This is a genomic window from Streptomyces sp. NPDC058773, assembly GCF_042746015.1.
GTDB lineage: Bacteria > Actinomycetota > Actinomycetes > Streptomycetales > Streptomycetaceae > Streptomyces.
Genome location: NZ_JBHYPE010000048.1, coordinates 1 through 15,983, shown reverse-complemented (window position 1 = coordinate 15,983; position 15,983 = coordinate 1). Strand labels below are relative to the sequence as shown.

13 protein-coding genes are annotated in these 15,983 nt (G+C 74.2%); 3 read left to right on the top strand and 10 right to left on the bottom strand.

Annotation, left to right across the window (positions count from 1 at the left end; all coding sequences use genetic code 11):
- Nucleotides 1–48: 48 nt before the first annotated feature.
- The 6 genes from ACFW5B_RS29565 to ACFW5B_RS29540 all read right to left on the bottom strand — a co-directional run bounded on the left by ACFW5B_RS29565 (nt 49) and on the right by ACFW5B_RS29540 (nt 6,163).
- Nucleotides 49–1,020, bottom strand: coding sequence for a hypothetical protein (locus ACFW5B_RS29565; RefSeq protein ID WP_386446116.1), 972 nt, complete (start codon nt 1,018–1,020; stop codon nt 49–51).
- Nucleotides 1,021–1,156: 136 nt separating this feature from the next.
- Complete coding sequence (locus ACFW5B_RS29560; RefSeq protein WP_386446113.1) at nt 1,157–2,680, bottom strand: hypothetical protein; 1,524 nt, start codon at nt 2,678–2,680, stop codon at nt 1,157–1,159.
- 164 nt (nt 2,681–2,844) lie between these two features.
- Nucleotides 2,845–3,489 carry a pyroglutamyl-peptidase I gene (gene pcp, locus ACFW5B_RS29555; protein WP_386446110.1) on the bottom strand — a complete coding sequence of 215 codons (645 nt, stop codon included), beginning with the start codon at nt 3,487–3,489 and terminating at the stop codon, nt 2,845–2,847.
- A 98-nt stretch (nt 3,490–3,587) separates the two neighbouring features.
- Nucleotides 3,588–4,556, bottom strand: coding sequence for a DUF979 domain-containing protein (locus tag ACFW5B_RS29550; protein ID WP_386446107.1), 969 nt, complete (start codon nt 4,554–4,556; stop codon nt 3,588–3,590).
- A complete protein-coding gene (locus tag ACFW5B_RS29545; RefSeq protein ID WP_386446104.1) occupies nt 4,553–5,263 on the bottom strand; it encodes a DUF969 domain-containing protein in 711 nt (236 codons plus the stop codon). The genes ACFW5B_RS29550 and ACFW5B_RS29545 overlap by 4 nt, the downstream gene beginning before the upstream one ends.
- A gap of 156 nt (nt 5,264–5,419) precedes the next feature.
- On the bottom strand, nt 5,420–6,163 hold the full coding sequence (locus ACFW5B_RS29540; RefSeq protein ID WP_386446101.1) for a GntR family transcriptional regulator: 744 nt from the start codon (nt 6,161–6,163) through the stop codon (nt 5,420–5,422).
- Between the two features lie 378 nt (nt 6,164–6,541).
- Here ACFW5B_RS29540 and ACFW5B_RS29535 point away from each other — a divergent pair, with 378 nt between their 5' ends.
- From ACFW5B_RS29535 to ACFW5B_RS29525, 3 genes are read left to right on the top strand one after another with little or no spacing between them, the layout of a single operon-like run.
- A complete protein-coding gene (locus tag ACFW5B_RS29535) occupies nt 6,542–7,324 on the top strand; it encodes a LamB/YcsF family protein (RefSeq protein ID WP_386446098.1) in 783 nt (260 codons plus the stop codon).
- A complete protein-coding gene (pxpB, locus tag ACFW5B_RS29530) occupies nt 7,321–7,944 on the top strand; it encodes a 5-oxoprolinase subunit PxpB (protein WP_386446095.1) in 624 nt (207 codons plus the stop codon). The genes ACFW5B_RS29535 and pxpB overlap by 4 nt, the downstream gene beginning before the upstream one ends.
- Nucleotides 7,941–8,804, top strand: coding sequence for a biotin-dependent carboxyltransferase family protein (locus ACFW5B_RS29525; RefSeq protein ID WP_386446092.1), 864 nt, complete (start codon nt 7,941–7,943; stop codon nt 8,802–8,804). The genes pxpB and ACFW5B_RS29525 overlap by 4 nt, the downstream gene beginning before the upstream one ends.
- Nucleotides 8,805–8,822: 18 nt before the next feature.
- Here the strand turns inward: ACFW5B_RS29525 and ACFW5B_RS29520 are convergent, their stop codons facing one another.
- From ACFW5B_RS29520 to ACFW5B_RS29505, 4 genes are read right to left on the bottom strand one after another with little or no spacing between them, the layout of a single operon-like run.
- Nucleotides 8,823–12,440 carry a hydantoinase B/oxoprolinase family protein gene (locus ACFW5B_RS29520; RefSeq protein WP_386446089.1) on the bottom strand — a complete coding sequence of 1,206 codons (3,618 nt, stop codon included), beginning with the start codon at nt 12,438–12,440 and terminating at the stop codon, nt 8,823–8,825.
- Nucleotides 12,437–13,372 carry an SGNH/GDSL hydrolase family protein gene (locus ACFW5B_RS29515; RefSeq protein ID WP_386446183.1) on the bottom strand — a complete coding sequence of 312 codons (936 nt, stop codon included), beginning with the start codon at nt 13,370–13,372 and terminating at the stop codon, nt 12,437–12,439. The genes ACFW5B_RS29520 and ACFW5B_RS29515 overlap by 4 nt, the downstream gene beginning before the upstream one ends.
- A gap of 20 nt (nt 13,373–13,392) precedes the next feature.
- A complete protein-coding gene (locus ACFW5B_RS29510) occupies nt 13,393–14,619 on the bottom strand; it encodes a glycosyltransferase (protein ID WP_386446086.1) in 1,227 nt (408 codons plus the stop codon).
- Entirely contained in the window at nt 14,616–15,743 is a 1,128-nt protein-coding gene (locus ACFW5B_RS29505) for a glycosyltransferase family 4 protein (protein ID WP_386446083.1), read from the bottom strand. Before ACFW5B_RS29505 ends, ACFW5B_RS29510 begins: the two co-directional genes overlap by 4 nt.
- Between the last annotated feature and the right edge of the window lie 240 nt (nt 15,744–15,983).

Sequence of the window (15,983 nt, the reverse complement as noted above, 5' to 3'; positions counted from 1 at the left end):
GGAAGGGGTGGCGGCGGACGCCACCGGGTGGTCAGCGGTCGGGGGCGGTCAGCCCGAGTGGAAGGGCAGTCCGGCGTCCGCGACGAGGTCGAGGGCGTCGGTGTCCTCGCCCGGCAGCAGTGCGGCGCTGCCGTCGGCGACAGGGACGATGCCCAGCTCCAGCAGCTCGGCCATGGCGGCGCTGCCGGCCATGTCGCGGACCTGGAGCTGATAGCGGGCGGTGGTGCGGTAGGCGCCGCCGGCGTCGTCACCGGTGCGCTGGAGGAAGCCGGAGTCGACGAGGAAGGTGACGGCCTTGGCGATGATGCCGGTGGTCGAACCGGCCAGCCGGCGGGCGTCCTTGGTGGCGCCGGTCGCGCTGCGCCGCGCGTAGATGCGCCAGGCGGACTCCAGGCCGGGGGCGTCGGTGGCCGGGTCGGTGTTCTCGCCCTGCTCCTCGGCGCGCTCCTCCAGGCGGCGGCAGGCCTGCCGGACGAAGGAGTCGACGCCGTTGACCGTGATCCGGCCGATGTAGCCGTCGTCGGCGAGGTCCTCGGGGCGCGGGAAGGCCAGTGCGGCGACGGCGAGATGGGCCAGGCCGTGCAGGAAGCGGTCGGCGGAGTCGGCGGAGGCACGGCGGGCGTAGTCGCCCATGCGTACGGCGAAGACGGAGTCCTCGTCGGCGGTGACGGCCATCCCGGCGCGGGTGGACACCTCCAGGACGACCAGGCCGAGGCCGGTGGCGACGGCGTCGGCGAGCCGGGCGAAGGCGGGGTCGTCGCGATACCGGCGCAGGAGTTCGCTGTATTCGGCGTCGCGGGCGGGCAGCAGCTTGGGCTGCAGGCCGAAGGAGACCAGCCGGGCGGCGTCGGCGGCATCGGCGGGGCTGAGGGGTGGGGGTGCCGCCTGCTCGAGCGAAGCCGAGAGCTTGGGGGAGGCTCCCGCCGCGGCCGGCTCCGGGTCGGCGACGGGCACGCCCCAGCCCGGCTCACCGGCCCCGGACGCCAGGTCCGGCTGCGGCTCCTCGTCGTACTGGGTCACGGAACAAGCTCCTTGCGGGGGACGGTCGGGGACATCTCGGGCCGGGGCGCGGGCGGACGGCCGCCCGGCGCGTCATGGCTCCGCCGGGCGGCGCGCACCCCGCCGGGCACCGGCGGCGCACCCTGGGAGCGGGGCATCAGGCCACCTCCGAGCGGTCCGCGGCCATGCCGGCGGAGTCCAGCAGCGCCGTGCCGACGATGAGGTCGGCGCCGCCGAACTCGGGGTCCACCAGCTCCGTGCCGTCGTCGACGGCGAACAACAGCTGCTGTTCGCCCTGGCGGTAGGCCGTGCCGACCGGCGGGCTGGCGGCGTGCACGGCCAGCAGGGCGACGAGGTACGGGAGTTCGGGATCACCGCGGCGCGCCTCGGCGAGCAGGCCGGAGAGCCGGCGGGGCGCGTCGGCGGGCAGGTCGAGCAGCGCCATCGCGGCGTCGAGCTGGGCCTCGCTGAAGCGGCTGTCGTCAGGGGTGGCCACCAGGTCCGGCTCGGGCATCTCGGCGCCGAGGTGCTCGCGCTCCACGGGCGGGGTGAGCAGCATCTCGACGAGGTCCCCTATGCGCGCGGCCGACGGCGTCCGCAGCCCGGTGCCCTTGGCGAAGAAGGCGTCGGTGACGCGGATGGCCTGCTCGGCGGGGAGCGGCAGCACCGGGGCGACCAACTGGCCGTAGAGGTCGAGTCCGGAGCGGGCCGTGGGGGTGGCGAAGGCCTGCCGGTCCTGCTCGGCGCGGAACAGCGGCCCGGCCTCCAGCAGCCGGGACTGGAGCTGGGTGTGCCGGCGGATGCAGTCCTTGACGATGTCGACGAGCTCGGCGGCGCGGCGCTTGTGCTCGGGCTCCTCGGTCTCGTCGCGGGCCTTGCGGATGTTGGTGAGGATGGCGTTCTCGTGGCGGTAGCGGTCCGCGACGTGGTCCAGCGCCTCGTTGATCATGTCCGGGACGGTCTCCAGCCAGTCCACGGCGCGGACGTTGCGGCGGGTGGCGTCCAGGGTCCGGCGGAGGGTCTCGGCGTACTGCACGGTGCGGTAGCGGGCCTGTTCGGCGGCGAGCTGGGCGTCGGCCAGCCGGCCGCGGTTGATCAGCACCTCCAGCTTCACCTCGGCGGCGATCTGGGCGCTGGTGACGTCCGTGTCGAGCGCGCCGACCAGGACGTTCACGGCTTCGTCGGTGGCCCGGAGGTAGACGCTGCCGCCCGCGCCGGGCACCTCCTCGATGAGCTTGAAGTCGTAGTCGCGGCGGACGTACTCACCCTCGGTGGTGAACGTGCCGTACACGGCGCGGAAGCCGCGGTCCACGCTGCCGACGTTGATCAGGTTTTCCAGCACCCAGCGGGCCACCCGCTCGTGCTCGAGCGCGGGGCGGCGGGGTGCCTGGGCGGCGACCCGGGGGAGCACCTTCGCCACTATTTCCTCGTGGTCGGCTCCGGTGTCGAAGTCCATGTTGAGGGTGACGAGGTCGATGACGGCGAGCGCCACCTCAGCCATGGCGTAGACGCCGTATTCGCCCGCGAGGTTGGCCTTGCGCACATCGAGGTCGTGCAGCGGCGCGGTGCATGCGAGGGCACGCAGCCGACGGGCCAGGCCTTCGTCGGCGGCCGGGCCCGGCGCAGGCCGGTGAGGGCCGTTGAGCTGGGGCGCAGCGGCCCCCGGGGCGGGAAAAGTCACGTCGCACAGCGTAGGCGCTCGCACTGACAACGGACGAAACGGCGCGGATCCGCTCATGGGTGGAACCGCAGGTGAATCCGTTGACGGAGCGCTTTCGGACCGGCGCGACAGTCTACGCGGTGCCGGGCTGCGGGCGGCCGCCAGGTCCGGTGCGGGTGCCGGTCTCAGTGGGTGGCGCCTCCGGCGACGCGGAGGTCGGTGCGGGTGTGCGCGGCGGTGCGGGCGATCTCACGCAGGGCCCGCGCGACGGCGTCGGACGGCAGCGACGGCTCTGCGCGGTCGAGGACCTGCTCCGGTGCGTAGGGGACGTGCACGAAACCACCGCGTATACCGGGCAGTTCGGTGGCTATGAGGTGGGCGAGGCCGTAGAAGACGTGGTTGCAGACGAAGGTGCCCGCGGTGTTGGAGACGGAGGCGGGCAGTCCGGCGGCGCGGACGGCCGCCACGCACGCCTTGATCGGCAGGGTGGAGAAGTACGCGGCGGGGCCGCCGGGCACGATCGCCTCGTCGACGGGCTCGGCCCCCGAGGCGTCGGGTATGCGGGCGTCGTCGACATTGACCGCGAGGCGTTCGACGGTGATGCCGGGCCGGCCGCCCGCCTGGCCGACGCACACCACGATCTCGGGGCGGGTCTCCTCGATCGCGGCGCGCAGCACCGCGATCGACGCTCCGTAGACACAGGGGAGTTCGGCGGCGTACGCCTCGATGCCGGCCGGCGGTTCGGCCGCGGCGGCGCGGACCGCCTGCCAGGAGGGGTTGGTGGATTCGCCCGCGAAGGGCGCGAATCCGGTCAGCAGTACCCGGGTCATACGGTCATCCTCGGTGCGACGGGCGGAGTGGGGGGCGGGCGGAGCGGGCCGGGTCCCCGGGTACCGCCCGGCGCGAGCGGCGGTACCCGGAGACCTGCTCAGAAGGCGAAGAGCGCCATGATCACGATGTTGCAGCCGAGCAGCACACCCGCGGTGGGCAGCTGTGCCTTGATGGGCCCGTACTGGTCCTTCAGTTCCAGCAGCGCCGCCGGGACGATGTTGAAGTTGGCGGCCATGGGGGTCACGAGCGTGCCGCAGAACCCGGCGAGCATGCCGATGGCCAGTACGGCGGGGGCATTGCCGTCGAAGTGCCCGACCAGGACGGGCCAGCCGACGGCCGCGGTCATCACGGGGAACGCGGCGAAAGCGTTGCCCATGATCATGGTGAAGGCGAACATGCCCACGCAGTAGACGGCGATCGCGATGTAGAGCGAGTCCTTGGGCAGGACGGAGAGGGTCAGCTTGCCGACCTGGTCGCCGACGCCGGACACCTGGAAGATGGCGCCCAGTGTGGCCAGCATCTGCGGCAGCAGCATGGCCCAGCCCATCGTCTCCAGCATGGAACGGCCGGACTGCACGGGCACCGAGATCCGCTTCTCCCGGAGCGTGATCATGCCGACGGCGAGGGCGACGACGGCTCCGATACCGAGGCCCAGGATGGTCTCGCTGCCCTCCTCCAGGACCGGCTTGCCCCCGAAGGACAGGTGCTTGACGCCGATGGCGCAGGCCATGGCGACGACCGGGATGGTGAGGGCCGGGACGAACAGCCGGTTGCCGAGCCGGGCGGCGCTCGCGGTGCGTTCCTCGGGGGTGGTGGTGCGCGGCGTGCCGCGGCCGGTGAAGCCGAAGCCGGCCAGGCAGGCCATGACCAGTACGGCGACGCCCAGGGGCTCGGCGGGTGCCTGCTTGGTGACGACCCAGCTGCTGTAGATGAAGCCGGCGCCGATCAGGCCCCAGAAGGCGCCGGTGCCGAAGCGCTTGGGGTTGCTGCGGTCGGTGACCATCTGGGAGGCCATCACCAGGAAGCTGAGACCCACCAGCCAGTAGAACCACTCTGCCTTGATCACTTGGCGGCCTCCACAGCGGCGGTGTCGTGGACATGTGCGGTGAGCAGTTCGCGTTCCAACTGGCGGTCCAGGCGCAGCAGCCGCCAGCCGTGGACCACGAAGGCGCACACCGCGGTGGGGATCGCCCACAGCGCGAGCTGCAGCGGTTCGAGGTGGGTGCCGTAGGTGGTGTTGACGAAGCCGGTGATCAGCAGGATCGAGCCGACGGCGAGGAAGACGTCCTCCCCGAAGAAGAGGCCGACGTTGTCCGCACTGGCGGAGAACGACCGGACCTTCTCCCGGGTCCGGTCCGGCAGAGCGCCGTATTTGCGCTCGGCCGCGCCCTCGGCCATCGGGACGGCGAGCGGGCGGACGGTCTGGGCGTGGCCGAAGACCTGGGTCAGTCCGACCGCCGCACCGATCTGCCGCAGACCGAGGTAGAGCGCCAGGAAGCGGCCGGTGGTGAGCTTGGCGAACCGGGCGATGAGGTTACGGGCCTGCTCCTGGAGGCCGTAGCGCTCCAGGAGGCCAATGACCGGGAGGGTGATCGCGAAGATCGTCACCGCCCGGCTGCCGGCGAAGCCCTCGCCGAACGCGGCGAGCACCCGGCCCGGCGACAGCCCGCCCAGGAGGCCGGTGGCGATCCCGGCCACCCCTACGACCAGCAAGGGATTGCGTTTCGTGGCGAAGCCGATCACGACCACGAGCACGCCGAGGAGCACGATCATGGATCCGCCTTCCGCGTACGGGGACCCCGCAGGATCCGTGAGGGGATGAAGAGATTGCAGCGGAGGCTAGGCGATTGTTCAACGATCCGACAAGGGGTCTGTCAGCACGGATCTGCGGCACCCCTCGAACCCACCTCACGACCGCTCCCCAGCCCCTCACCCCTCCGCGATGCGCTGTGCGTACGCCCCCGACAACTGGCTGCGGGAGTCCTCCAGATAGGACAGCAGCAGCCGCTCGGCCTCGGCGGCATCGCCCGCCTGGAGCGCCTCGACGATCTGGCGGTTCCGGGTCAGATAGGGCGCGTGGAAGCGCCGGGGGTCGGCCATGACGTGGAAGACCAGCCGGAGTTCGGCGAGCACACCGCGCATCAGCTCGTCCGTGCGCGGGCTGCCCGCCAGGGCCACGACGCCCTGGTGGAAGCGGATATTGGCCGTGGACAGCGCCTGCCACTCCCGCTCCTCCGAGGCCGTCTCGCCGGCCCGCACGGCGGCCTCGATCGCGGCGACGGCCTCGTTCACCCCGGCGCCGTAGGGCCCCTGCCCCAGCCCCCGGACGGCCGCGCACTCCACGAGGATGCGCACCCGGTAGATGTCCTCCAGGTCCTCGACCGTCACCACCCGGACGAACACCCCGCGGTTGAGCTCGTGCACCAGCAGCCGCTCATGGGTCAGCAGCCGGAACGCCTCCCGCAGCGTGTTGCGCGAGACGCCCAGCGCGCCCCCGATGCTCTCCTCGGACAGCCGGGCGCCGGGCGGGAAGTAGCCCTCGGTGATCCGGTCACGCAGGATGTCGGCGACCCGCTCGGCCGTACTGGAGCGGCCCAGCAGGGGGCGGTCCCGCTCCAGGCCCGCGACCTCGGTGAGCCGCCCCTGATCGTTCTTCGCCACTCCGCCGGCCATTCCGCTCCCCGCTCTCGCGCCGTACCCGGGCGGCGGATTCGAGCCGTCCGGTGCCATTGAGCGGAAGTCAATCCCAGACAGGAGGACAAAACAACGCACCCCTGAACGGTTCGCGGCCACCCCTTGTCGGATCGTTCAACAATCCCCTACGTTGTCCCCCATGCCGGTCGGCTCGAGTGCCCTCGGGGGAGAGCCACTACGGATACGAGCCGGCCGGACCCCGCCCGCCCCTGCCCGCACACGGGCCCCGCACGCCGCACCACCGCGCGCCGGCCGGCCCCGAGCCCTGGAACGGACCCACATGAGCGAGCGCAGCGAGCGAGTCGACGAGAGGTGCGCGCCCCGCGCATGCGGGGCCGAGCGAAGCGAGGCATCCGCATGAGCGAGCGCAGCACGGGCACCCCTCCCGTCGTCGATCTCAACGCCGACCTCGGCGAGGGCTTCGGCCGCTGGCAGCTCACCGACGACGAGGCCCTGCTCTCCGTCGTCACCAGCGCCAATGTCGCCTGCGGCTTCCACGCCGGAGACCCGGCCACGATGCGCCGGGTGTGCGAACTGGCCGCCGAGCGCGGTGTGGTCATCGGCGCCCAGGTCTCCTACCGCGATCTGGCCGGCTTCGGCCGCCGCGCGATGGACGTCCCGCCCGACGAGCTGGCCGCCGAGATCACCTACCAGATCGGTGCCCTGGAGGTCTTCGCGCGCGCCGCCGGTGCCCGCGTCGGCTATGTCAAGCCCCATGGCGCGCTCTACAACCGCTGTGTCCACGACGAGGAGCAGGCCCGCGCGGTCGTGGCCGGCATCCGCGCCGCGGGCGGCGGGCTGCCGGTCCTCGGGCTGCCCGGCTCCCGGCTGCACGAGGCCGCCGCGAGCGCCGAACTCCCGGTCATCGGCGAGGCGTTCGCCGACCGCGCCTACACCCCCGAGGGCACGCTGGTGCCGCGCCGGGAAGCGGGCGCGGTGATCCACGACCCCGACGAGGTCGTCAAGCGCGCCCTCGGCATGGCCCGGGACCACGCCGTCACCGCCCGCGACGGCCGGCGCGTGGCCCTCACGGCCCGTTCGCTGTGTCTGCACGGCGACACCCCGGGGGCCGCGGACCTCGCCCGGCGCGTGCGGTCCGAGCTGACCGCGGCCGGCATCCGCATCCGGAGCTTCGTATGAGGCCGCTGCCGGTCGGTGAACACGGGCTGCTCATCGAACTGGACAGCGCGGAGGAGGTCGAGGCGCTGCACGCCGAACTGCTGCGCTGGGCCGCCGACGGTGCCCTGCCGCCGCTGCGCGAGATCGTGCCGGCCGCCCGTACGGTGCTCCTCGACGGCCTCGCCGACCCGCGCGGACTCATCGCCGAACTGGCCACCTGGGACATCCCGCCGCTCACCGTCGGCGACCGGCCCACCGTGGAGATCCCGGTCCGCTACGACGGTCCCGATCTCGGCGATGTCGCCGCCCTGTGGGGAGTCACCCCCGACGAGGTGGTGCGGCTGCACTCCGCCACGGAGTTCCATGTCGCCTTCTGCGGCTTCGCGCCCGGCTTCGGCTATCTGACGGGGCTGCCCGGGCCGCTGCACGTACCGCGCCGGGACACGCCCCGCACCAAGGTGCCGGTCGGCTCGGTGGCCCTCGCCGGCCCGTACACCGGTGTCTATCCCCGCTCCTCCCCCGGCGGCTGGCAGCTGATCGGCACCACCGACACCGTGCTGTGGGACCCGCGCCGTGAACCGGCGGCGCTGCTCGCGCCCGGCACCCGCGTCCGCTTCGTCCCGCAGGAGAGCACCCGATGACCGACCGCGCCTTCTCGGTCGTCCGGGCCGGTGCGCTCACCACCGTCCAGGACCTCGGCCGGCCCGGACATGCCCACCTGGGGGTGCCGCGGGCCGGCGCTCTCGACGCGCCCGCGCACCGGCTCGCCAACCGCCTGGTGGGCAACCCCGCTTCCGCCGCCACCCTGGAGACGACGCTCACCGGCTGCGCCCTGCGGGTGCGTACGGCCACCACCGTCGCCGTCACGGGTGCCCCCTGCCCGGTGACCGTCGACGGCCGCCCCGCCCCCTGGGGCGCCCCGGTCCGGGTGCCGGCCGGCGCCGTCCTGGACGCGGGGCCCGCCACCCACGGTCTGCGCTCGTACCTGGCGTTCGCCGGCGGCGTCGACACCGAACCGGTGCTCGGCAGCCGGGCCGCCGATCTGCTCTCCGGCCTGGGCCCGGACCCGCTCACCGACGGCGCGGTCCTCCCGCTGGGCGCCCCGCAGGGCCCGCCGGCCTGCGCCGATGCCGTCCCGCACCCCGGCCCGGCGCCGGAACTCCTGCTGCCGTTCCTGCCCGGCCCGCGCGACGCCTGGTTCACCGAGGCCGGGCTGCACACCCTGGCCACCGGCCGCTTCCGGGTCTCCCCCGCCAGCAACCGCATCGGCCTGCGCACCGAAGGGCCGCCCCTGGAGCGCGCCCGTGACGGCGAACTCCCCAGCGAGGGCATGCCCCTGGGCGCCCTCCAGGTCCCGCCCAACGGCCTGCCGGTCCTCTTCCTGCACGACCACCCCACGACCGGCGGCTATCCGGTCATCGGTGTCGTCCCCGAACGCTTCCTGGCCCCCGCGGCTCAGGCCGTCCCCGGGACACCGGTCCGCTTCCTGCGCACGGGCTAGGGACCGGCCCCCGCCCGGTCAACCGCCGTCCGGCGTCCCGTATCCGCCACCGCCCGGTGTGCGTACGACCAGCACGTCGTCGACACCGACCTCCGTCACGTCACAGCCCGCCAGGTCCTCGTGCGCACCGTCCGCCCGCTCGACGGCGTTGACGCCCAGCGCTCCCGGGGTGCCACCGGCCATGCCGTACGGCGCGACCCGGCGGTGGTTGGTCAGCAGGGCGACGGTCATCGGCTCCAGGAAGCGCAGCCGGCGCTCGACGCCGGAGCCGCCGTGCCAGCGGCCGGAACCGCCGCTGCCGGAGCGGATGGTGAAGCTGTCGACCCGGACGGGGTAGCGCCACTCCAGTACCTCGGGGTCGGTCAGCCGGGAGTTGGTCATATGGGTCTGTACGGCGTCCGCGCCATCGAAGCCGTCGCCGGCGCCGGAACCGCTGGCGACGGTCTCGTAGTACTGCACCCGGTCGTTGCCGAACGTGAGGTTGTTCATCGTGCCCGAGCCCTCGGCCTGCACGCCGAGCGCGGCGTAGAGCGCGCCGGTGACCGCCTGGGAGGTCTCCACATTGCCCGCGACCGTGGCCGCCGGGAAGACGGGGGCGAGCATCGAGCCCTCCGGGATGCGGACCTCCACGGGCTTGAGGCAGCCGCTGTTGAGCGGGATGTCGTCGGCGACCAGGGTGCGGAAGACGTACAGCACGGCCGCCATCACCACCGAACTGGGCGCGTTGGCGTTGCCGGGCAACTGGGGTGAGGTGCCGGCGAAGTCGAGTACGGCGCTGCGGGCGGCGCGGTCGACGGTCAGCGCGACATGGATCTCGGCGCCGCTGTCGGTTTCGTAGCGGTAGCTGCCGTCCGACAGGTGGGCGATGATCCGCCGGACCGACTCCTCGGCGTTGTCCTGGACGTGCCCCATATAGGCCTGCACGACATCCAGGCCGAACTGCTCGGTCATCCGGCGGAGTTCCTGGATGCCCCGCTCGTTGGCGGCGATCTGGGCGCGCAGATCGGCGAGGTTGGCGTCCGGTGCGCGGGAGGGGTACGGGCCGGCGGCGAGCAGGTCGCGGGTCGCGCGCTCGCGCAGTTCGCCGTCGCGCACCAGCAGCCAGTTGTCGAAGAGGATGCCCTCCTCCTGGACGGTGCTGCTGAAGGCCGGCATCGAACCCGGGGTGATGCCGCCGATCTCGGCGTGGTGACCGCGGGAGGCCACCAGGAACAGCAGCGTGTCCCCGTCGGTGTCGAAGACGGGGGTGACGACGGTGACGTCGGGGAGGTGGGTGCCCCCGTGGTAGGGGTCGTTGATCGCATACACATCACCGGGCCGCATGTCCGCACCGCGGCGCCGGAGCACCTCCTTGATGGACTCCCCCATCGAGCCCAGGTGCACGGGAATGTGCGGGGCGTTGGCGATCAGATTGCCGTCGGCGTCGAAGAGCGCGCAGGAGAAGTCGAGGCGCTCCTTGATGTTGACGGAGTGCGCGGTGTTCTCCAGGCGGACGCCCATCTGCTCGGCGATGGCCATGAAGAGGCTGTTGAAGACCTCCAGCATCACCGGGTCGGCGGCGGTGCCGACCGCCACCCGGTCGGTGCGCGGCCGGGTCCGGGTCAGCGTGAGGTGTCCGCGGTCGCCCATGGCCGCCTGCCAGTCCGGGTCGAGGACCGTGGTCGCGTCCTCCTCGGCGATGACGGCCGGGCCGGTGAGCGTGTCGCCGGGGCGCAGGTCGGTGCGCCGGTAGAGGCCGGTGTCCTGCCAGCGGCCGCCGGTGTACATCCGGACCGTCGCGGCGGGAGCCAACTCCCCTTCCCTGTCGCCCGGTTGGGTCTCGTAGTCGCCCGCGCCGCCGGCCGCTCCCAGCGCCTCGACCGACACCGCCTCGGCCACCAGGGGCTTGTCCATGGTGAAGGCGTAGCGTTCACGGTGTGCCCGGACGAATTCCGCGGTCATGGTGTCGGCGTCGGCCAGCGGGACACCGATCGTGGAGTCGGTCCCGGCGTAGCGGATCAGCACCCGGGCGCGGGTGGTCACGGAGGCCTCCGGCACCCCGTCGTCGAGGAGTTCGCGCCGGGTTTGGTCAGCGAGACCGTCGCACACCTCCTGGACCCGGCCGAGGGCCGCGGGGTCCGTGAACTCCGCCTCGACGGCCTGCTCACGCATCGCGGTGGCGTCGGCGACCCCGATGCCGTACGCGGAGAGCACACCCGCCAGCGGCGGGACGAGCACCGTGTCGATGCCCAGCGCGTCGGCGACCGCGCAGGCGTGCTGCCCGCCGGCGCCGCCGAAGCTGGTGAGGGCGTAGCGGGTGATGTCGCGGCCGCGCTGGACGGAGATCTTCTTGACGGCATTGGCCATGTTGAGCACCGCGATGTCAAGGAAGCCGGCCGCGACCTCCTCCGGCCCCCGGTCGTCACCGGTCTCGGCGGCGGCCCGCTCGGCCAGTTCCGCGAAGCGGGTGCGGACCAGTTCATCGTCCAGCGGCCGGTCGCCGTCCGGCCCGAACACCGCGGGGAAGTGCGCGGGCTGGATGCGGCCGAGCATCACGTTGGCGTCGGTGACGGTGAGCGGGCCGCCGCGCCGGTAGCAGGCCGGCCCCGGGTCCGCGCCGGCCGAGTCGGGGCCGACCCGGTAGCGGCGGCCGTCGAAGTGGAGGACGGAGCCGCCGCCGGCCGCGACGGTGTGGATGTTCATCATCGGGGCGCGCATCCGTACGCCAGCGACCTCGTTGCCGAAGACCCGCTCGAACTCGCCGGCGTAGTGCGACACATCGGTGGAGGTGCCGCCCATGTCGAAGCCGATCACCCGGTCGTGACCGCCGCCCGCCTCGGCGGCCGTACGGACCATGCCGACCACGCCGCCCGCGGGCCCGGACAGCACCGCGTCCTTGCCGCGGAAGTGCGCGGCCTGCCGCAGCCCGCCGTTCGACTGCATGAACATCAGCCGGATTCCCGGGAGTTGGGCGGCGATCTCGTCGACATAGCGGCCCAGGATCGGGGAGAGATAGGCGTCGACGACGGTGGTGTCGCCGCGGGGCACCAGCTTCATCAGCGGACTGACCTCGTGCGAACAGCTGACCTGGGCGAAGCCGGCACGCCGGGCCAGGTCGGCGACCGCCTTCTCGTGGTCGGCGTGGCGGTAGCCGTGCAGCAGGACGACGGCGGCGCTGCGCAGGCCGTCCGCGCGGGCCCGGATCAGCGCGCGGCGGACCTCGTCCACGTCCAGCGGCCGGACGAGGCCGCCCTGGGCGCCGATCCGCTCCGGGACCTCGATCACCCGTTCGTAGAGCGCCTCGGGCAGCACGATCCGCCGGTCGAAGATCCGCGGCCGGTTCTGGTAGGCGATCCGCAGCGCGTCCCGGAAGCCTGCGGTGATCAGCAGCACCGTCGGTTCGCCCGTGCGCTCCAGCAGGGCATTGGTGGCGACGGTGGTGCCCATCTTGACGACGGACACCCGCTCGGCGGGCACCGGTTCGTCCGGGCCGAGCCCCAGCATCATCCGGATGCCGGCCACCGCGGCGTCCCGGTAGCGCTCCGGATGGTGCGAGAGCAGCTTGGCGGTGACCAGCCGCCCGTCCGGCCGTCTGCCGACGACATCCGTGAAGGTGCCGCCGCGGTCGATCCAGAACTCCCAGCGTCCGGTCGTCATCCTGCCATTGTCGCAGCGCCCTTCGCCGTCCCGCTGTCTTTGCCGGTCCCCGCGCCGTGCGGCCGGCCCAGTGCGGCGAGCGCGGAACGGGTGGCGCCTTCGGCCGCGGCGTCCAGCAGGCGCCCCGATCCGGTCAGGCCGTGCCGGCACTCCTGGAGCGCCAGCCCGAGCAGACCGGGCAGCAGGTCCGTGCACCGGTCGGCGACCCAGCGGGTCCCCCGGGTCGCCATCCACAGCGCGGCGCCGGCACGGGTCGGCGCGGGACCGTCGAGGGTGAGGGCGGGCGGCGGCCCGACGGGCCGGCCGGCGGCGGCGAGCACCGTGTGGAAGCCACGGGCCAGCAGTCGGTGGCCGCGCTCGCTGGGGTGCAGCCGGTCCACGCTCCAGGAGGCGCGGTCGGCGACCCAGGGGTGCTCGGCGAGGTGCAGATGCACGCCCCCGTAACGGGCGGACACCGCGTGGACGACGGTGTTCACGGCGCGCATCCGGCGACCCAGCGGGCGGGCCAGCGGCGCGGGCAGCCCCAGCATCCGGCCCGGATCGGGCAGACACGCCGTCAGCACCACGGCACCGTCGGCGCTCAGCGCACCGTGCGCCCGGTCCAGCGCGGCCGCCACCCGCTCGATGGCGAAGGCGGCGCGCAGGGTGTCGTTCGCCCCGACGAGCAGCGAGGCGAAGCGCGGCCGGAGCGCCCGCGCCGCGGGCAGCTGCCGTTCGGCGACATCGGCGGCCTGCGCCCCGCTCCGCGCCAGATTCACCAGCGGGACGCCGCCGGGCCGCTCGCCCAGCGCCTCGGCCAGCAGGGCGGCCCAGCCGCGCCGGCCGCCGCCCGGTACGGGGTCGCCGAGCCCCTCGGTCAGCGAATCGCCGAGCGCGGCGAAGCAGCCCGGGGCCGGGGCACACCCGCCGCCCGGAACCGCTACGGGTGTCAGCGTCCCCTCGGAGCCCACCGTCACCACCCGCCCAACGGGCCCGCCGGATGCGGCGCGGCCGCGGCGGCGACCGGCCGGTTCACCGGTGCGGGCGCGTCGTGCGCCGCCAGGAAGGCGTCGACGGCGGGCTGCCAGCCGTAGCCCTCGGCACGCCGGCGGGCGGCGGCGCGCCGGGCGGGCTCCGGCCGGGCCAGCACCCGCTGGACCGCGTCCGCGAAGGACGGCCCGTCGTCGAGCGCCGTGTCCCCACCGCCGCCGACCAGGCTCGCCAGCGCCGACACCGCACTGGCCACGACCGGGGTGCCGCAGGCGAGCGCCTCCAGGGCGGCCAGCCCGAAGGTCTCGGCCGGGCCGGGCGCCAGCGCGACATCCGCACCGGCCTGCACCGCGGCGAGCCGCGAGCGGTCGGCGAGGTGCCCGAGGAACGCCACCGGCAGCCGCTCCGCCCGCGCCCGGGCCTCCAGCCGCGCCCGCAGCGGCCCGTCACCGGCCACCACCAGCGCCGCGTCGACCCCGCGCCGCCGCAGCTCCGCCAGCGCGTCCAGGGCCCGGCCCGGCCGCTTCTCCTGGGACAGCCGGGAGCAGAGCAGCAGCAGGAACTCCGCCCGCCCCGCGCAGTGCCGACGCAGCCCGGCGCTGCGGCAGTCCGGGTGCCAGGCGTCGAGATCGACCCCGAGCGGCGCGCGCACCACATTGCGGGCACCGGCCCGTACGAACTCCGCCGCCGCCCACTCGGTCGTGCACACGACCCGGCTGTAGGCGTGCGCCGTACGGCGGTTGAGCCGGTCCGCGGCGGCGCGGGCCAGCGGCTGCGGCACGCCCCAGGTGCGCAGCACCCCGTCCACGCTCTCGTGGGAGACCATCACCGCGGGCACCCGCGCCCGGCGCGCCCACTCCCCCGTCCAGCGCAGCGTCGTACGGTCGGAGACCTCCAGCCGGTCGGGGGCCAGCGTGTGCAGCAGCCGCTGGAGCCGGCGGCGGTCGGTCAGCATGCGGTAGCCGCCGCTGCCCGGCAGCTCCGGCCCCGGCACGGTGATCACCCGCCCCTGCGCGGTCAGTTCGTCGCGCAGGCCGGCCGTCCCGTCCGCGCCCGGCGGGCCGGGGACGATCAGCACCGGCTCGTGCCCGGCGGCCCGGTAGCCCGCGCCGAGTTCGCGCAGGGCGGTGCGCAGCCCGCCGGAGGCCGGGGTGACGAAGTTGGCGATCCGGACGATCCGCAGGCCCGCCCCGCCGCGTCGCGCGGTCATGCCGCCACCGCCGTCCGGTCGCTGAGCACGTCCTCGTAGTGCCCCAGCAGCCGGTCGCCGACCGCCTCCCAGGTGCGGTCCGCGACGGCCCGCCGGCCCGCGGCCCCGTACCGGGCGCGCAGCCCGGCGCTCCCCGCGAGCAGTTGCACGGCGTCCCGGAAGGCCTCGCCGTCACCGGGCGGCACCAGCAGCCCCGTACGGCCGTGGTCCACCAGGTCCACCGGACCGCCCGCCCGCGGCGCCACCACGGGCACGCCCGAGGCCATCGCCTCCTGCACGGTCTGGCAGAACGTCTCGTACGGCCCGGTGTGCACGAAGACGTCCAGCGACGCGTAGAGCCGCGCCAGTTCGTCCCCGGTACGGCGGCCGAGGAAGCGGACCTCCGGGAGTGCGGTGCGCAGCCCGGAGGCGCTGGGGCCGTCGCCGATGACGACGGTGCGGACGCCCGGCAGCCGCGAGGTCTCGGCCAGCAGCCGGACGTCCTTCTCCGGCGCCAGCCGCCCCACGTACCCCACCAGCAGTTCCCGCCCCGCGGTCAGCGAACTGCGCAGCACCGGGTCGCGCCGCCCGGGGTGGAACCGCTCGGAGTCGACACCACGCGGCCACAGGTGGACCCGCGGCACCCCGTGCGCGGTCAGGTCCAGCAGCGCCGCGCCGGACGGCGCCAGGGTCCGGTCGGCGGCGGCGTGCACCGCACGGATACGCCGCCAGGCCGTGGCCGCGCCACCGCCGAGATAGGTACGGGCGTAGCGGCCCAGGTCGGTCTGGTAGACGGCGACAGCGGGCACCTGGCGCCGGGCGGCGGCCGCCATCCCGCGGGCCCCGAGGACGAAGGGACTGGCGAGGTGCACCAGGTCGGGTCGGTGCCCGTCGAGCGCCGCGGACAGCCGGCGCCCGGGGAGCGCGATCCGCACCTGCGGATAGCCGGGCAGCGGCATGGAGGGCACCCGGACGACGGGACAGGGACTCTCGTCCGTCCCGGCATCCGCCCCGGCACCGCCGAGCGGCGCGATGACGAGCGGATCATGACCACGCCGGACGAGGTGCCGCGCGGTTTGCAGGGCGCAGTGGGAGACGCCGTTGACATCGGGCGGGAAGGATTCGGTGACGAGGACGACACGCATACGGCTGTTGTCGGCGCGCCGTGCGTGGCGGGAGCCAAAGGGATCTTTCCTGTCGGAGAACGTCTTCCCACGTTTTCGGCTGCGCTTTGCTTGCAGCCCACGTTTTCGGCTTGCCCGCCGTGGTGGTTACGCGCCGTTGCGCCTGCGGCGGGCCGGTCCGCTGCGCGGGGCTGTCGGGTGCGGTGACGGGCCTGCGCGGGTGGGGTGTGCCGGACTGCTTCGCTTTACGTCCGGCACACC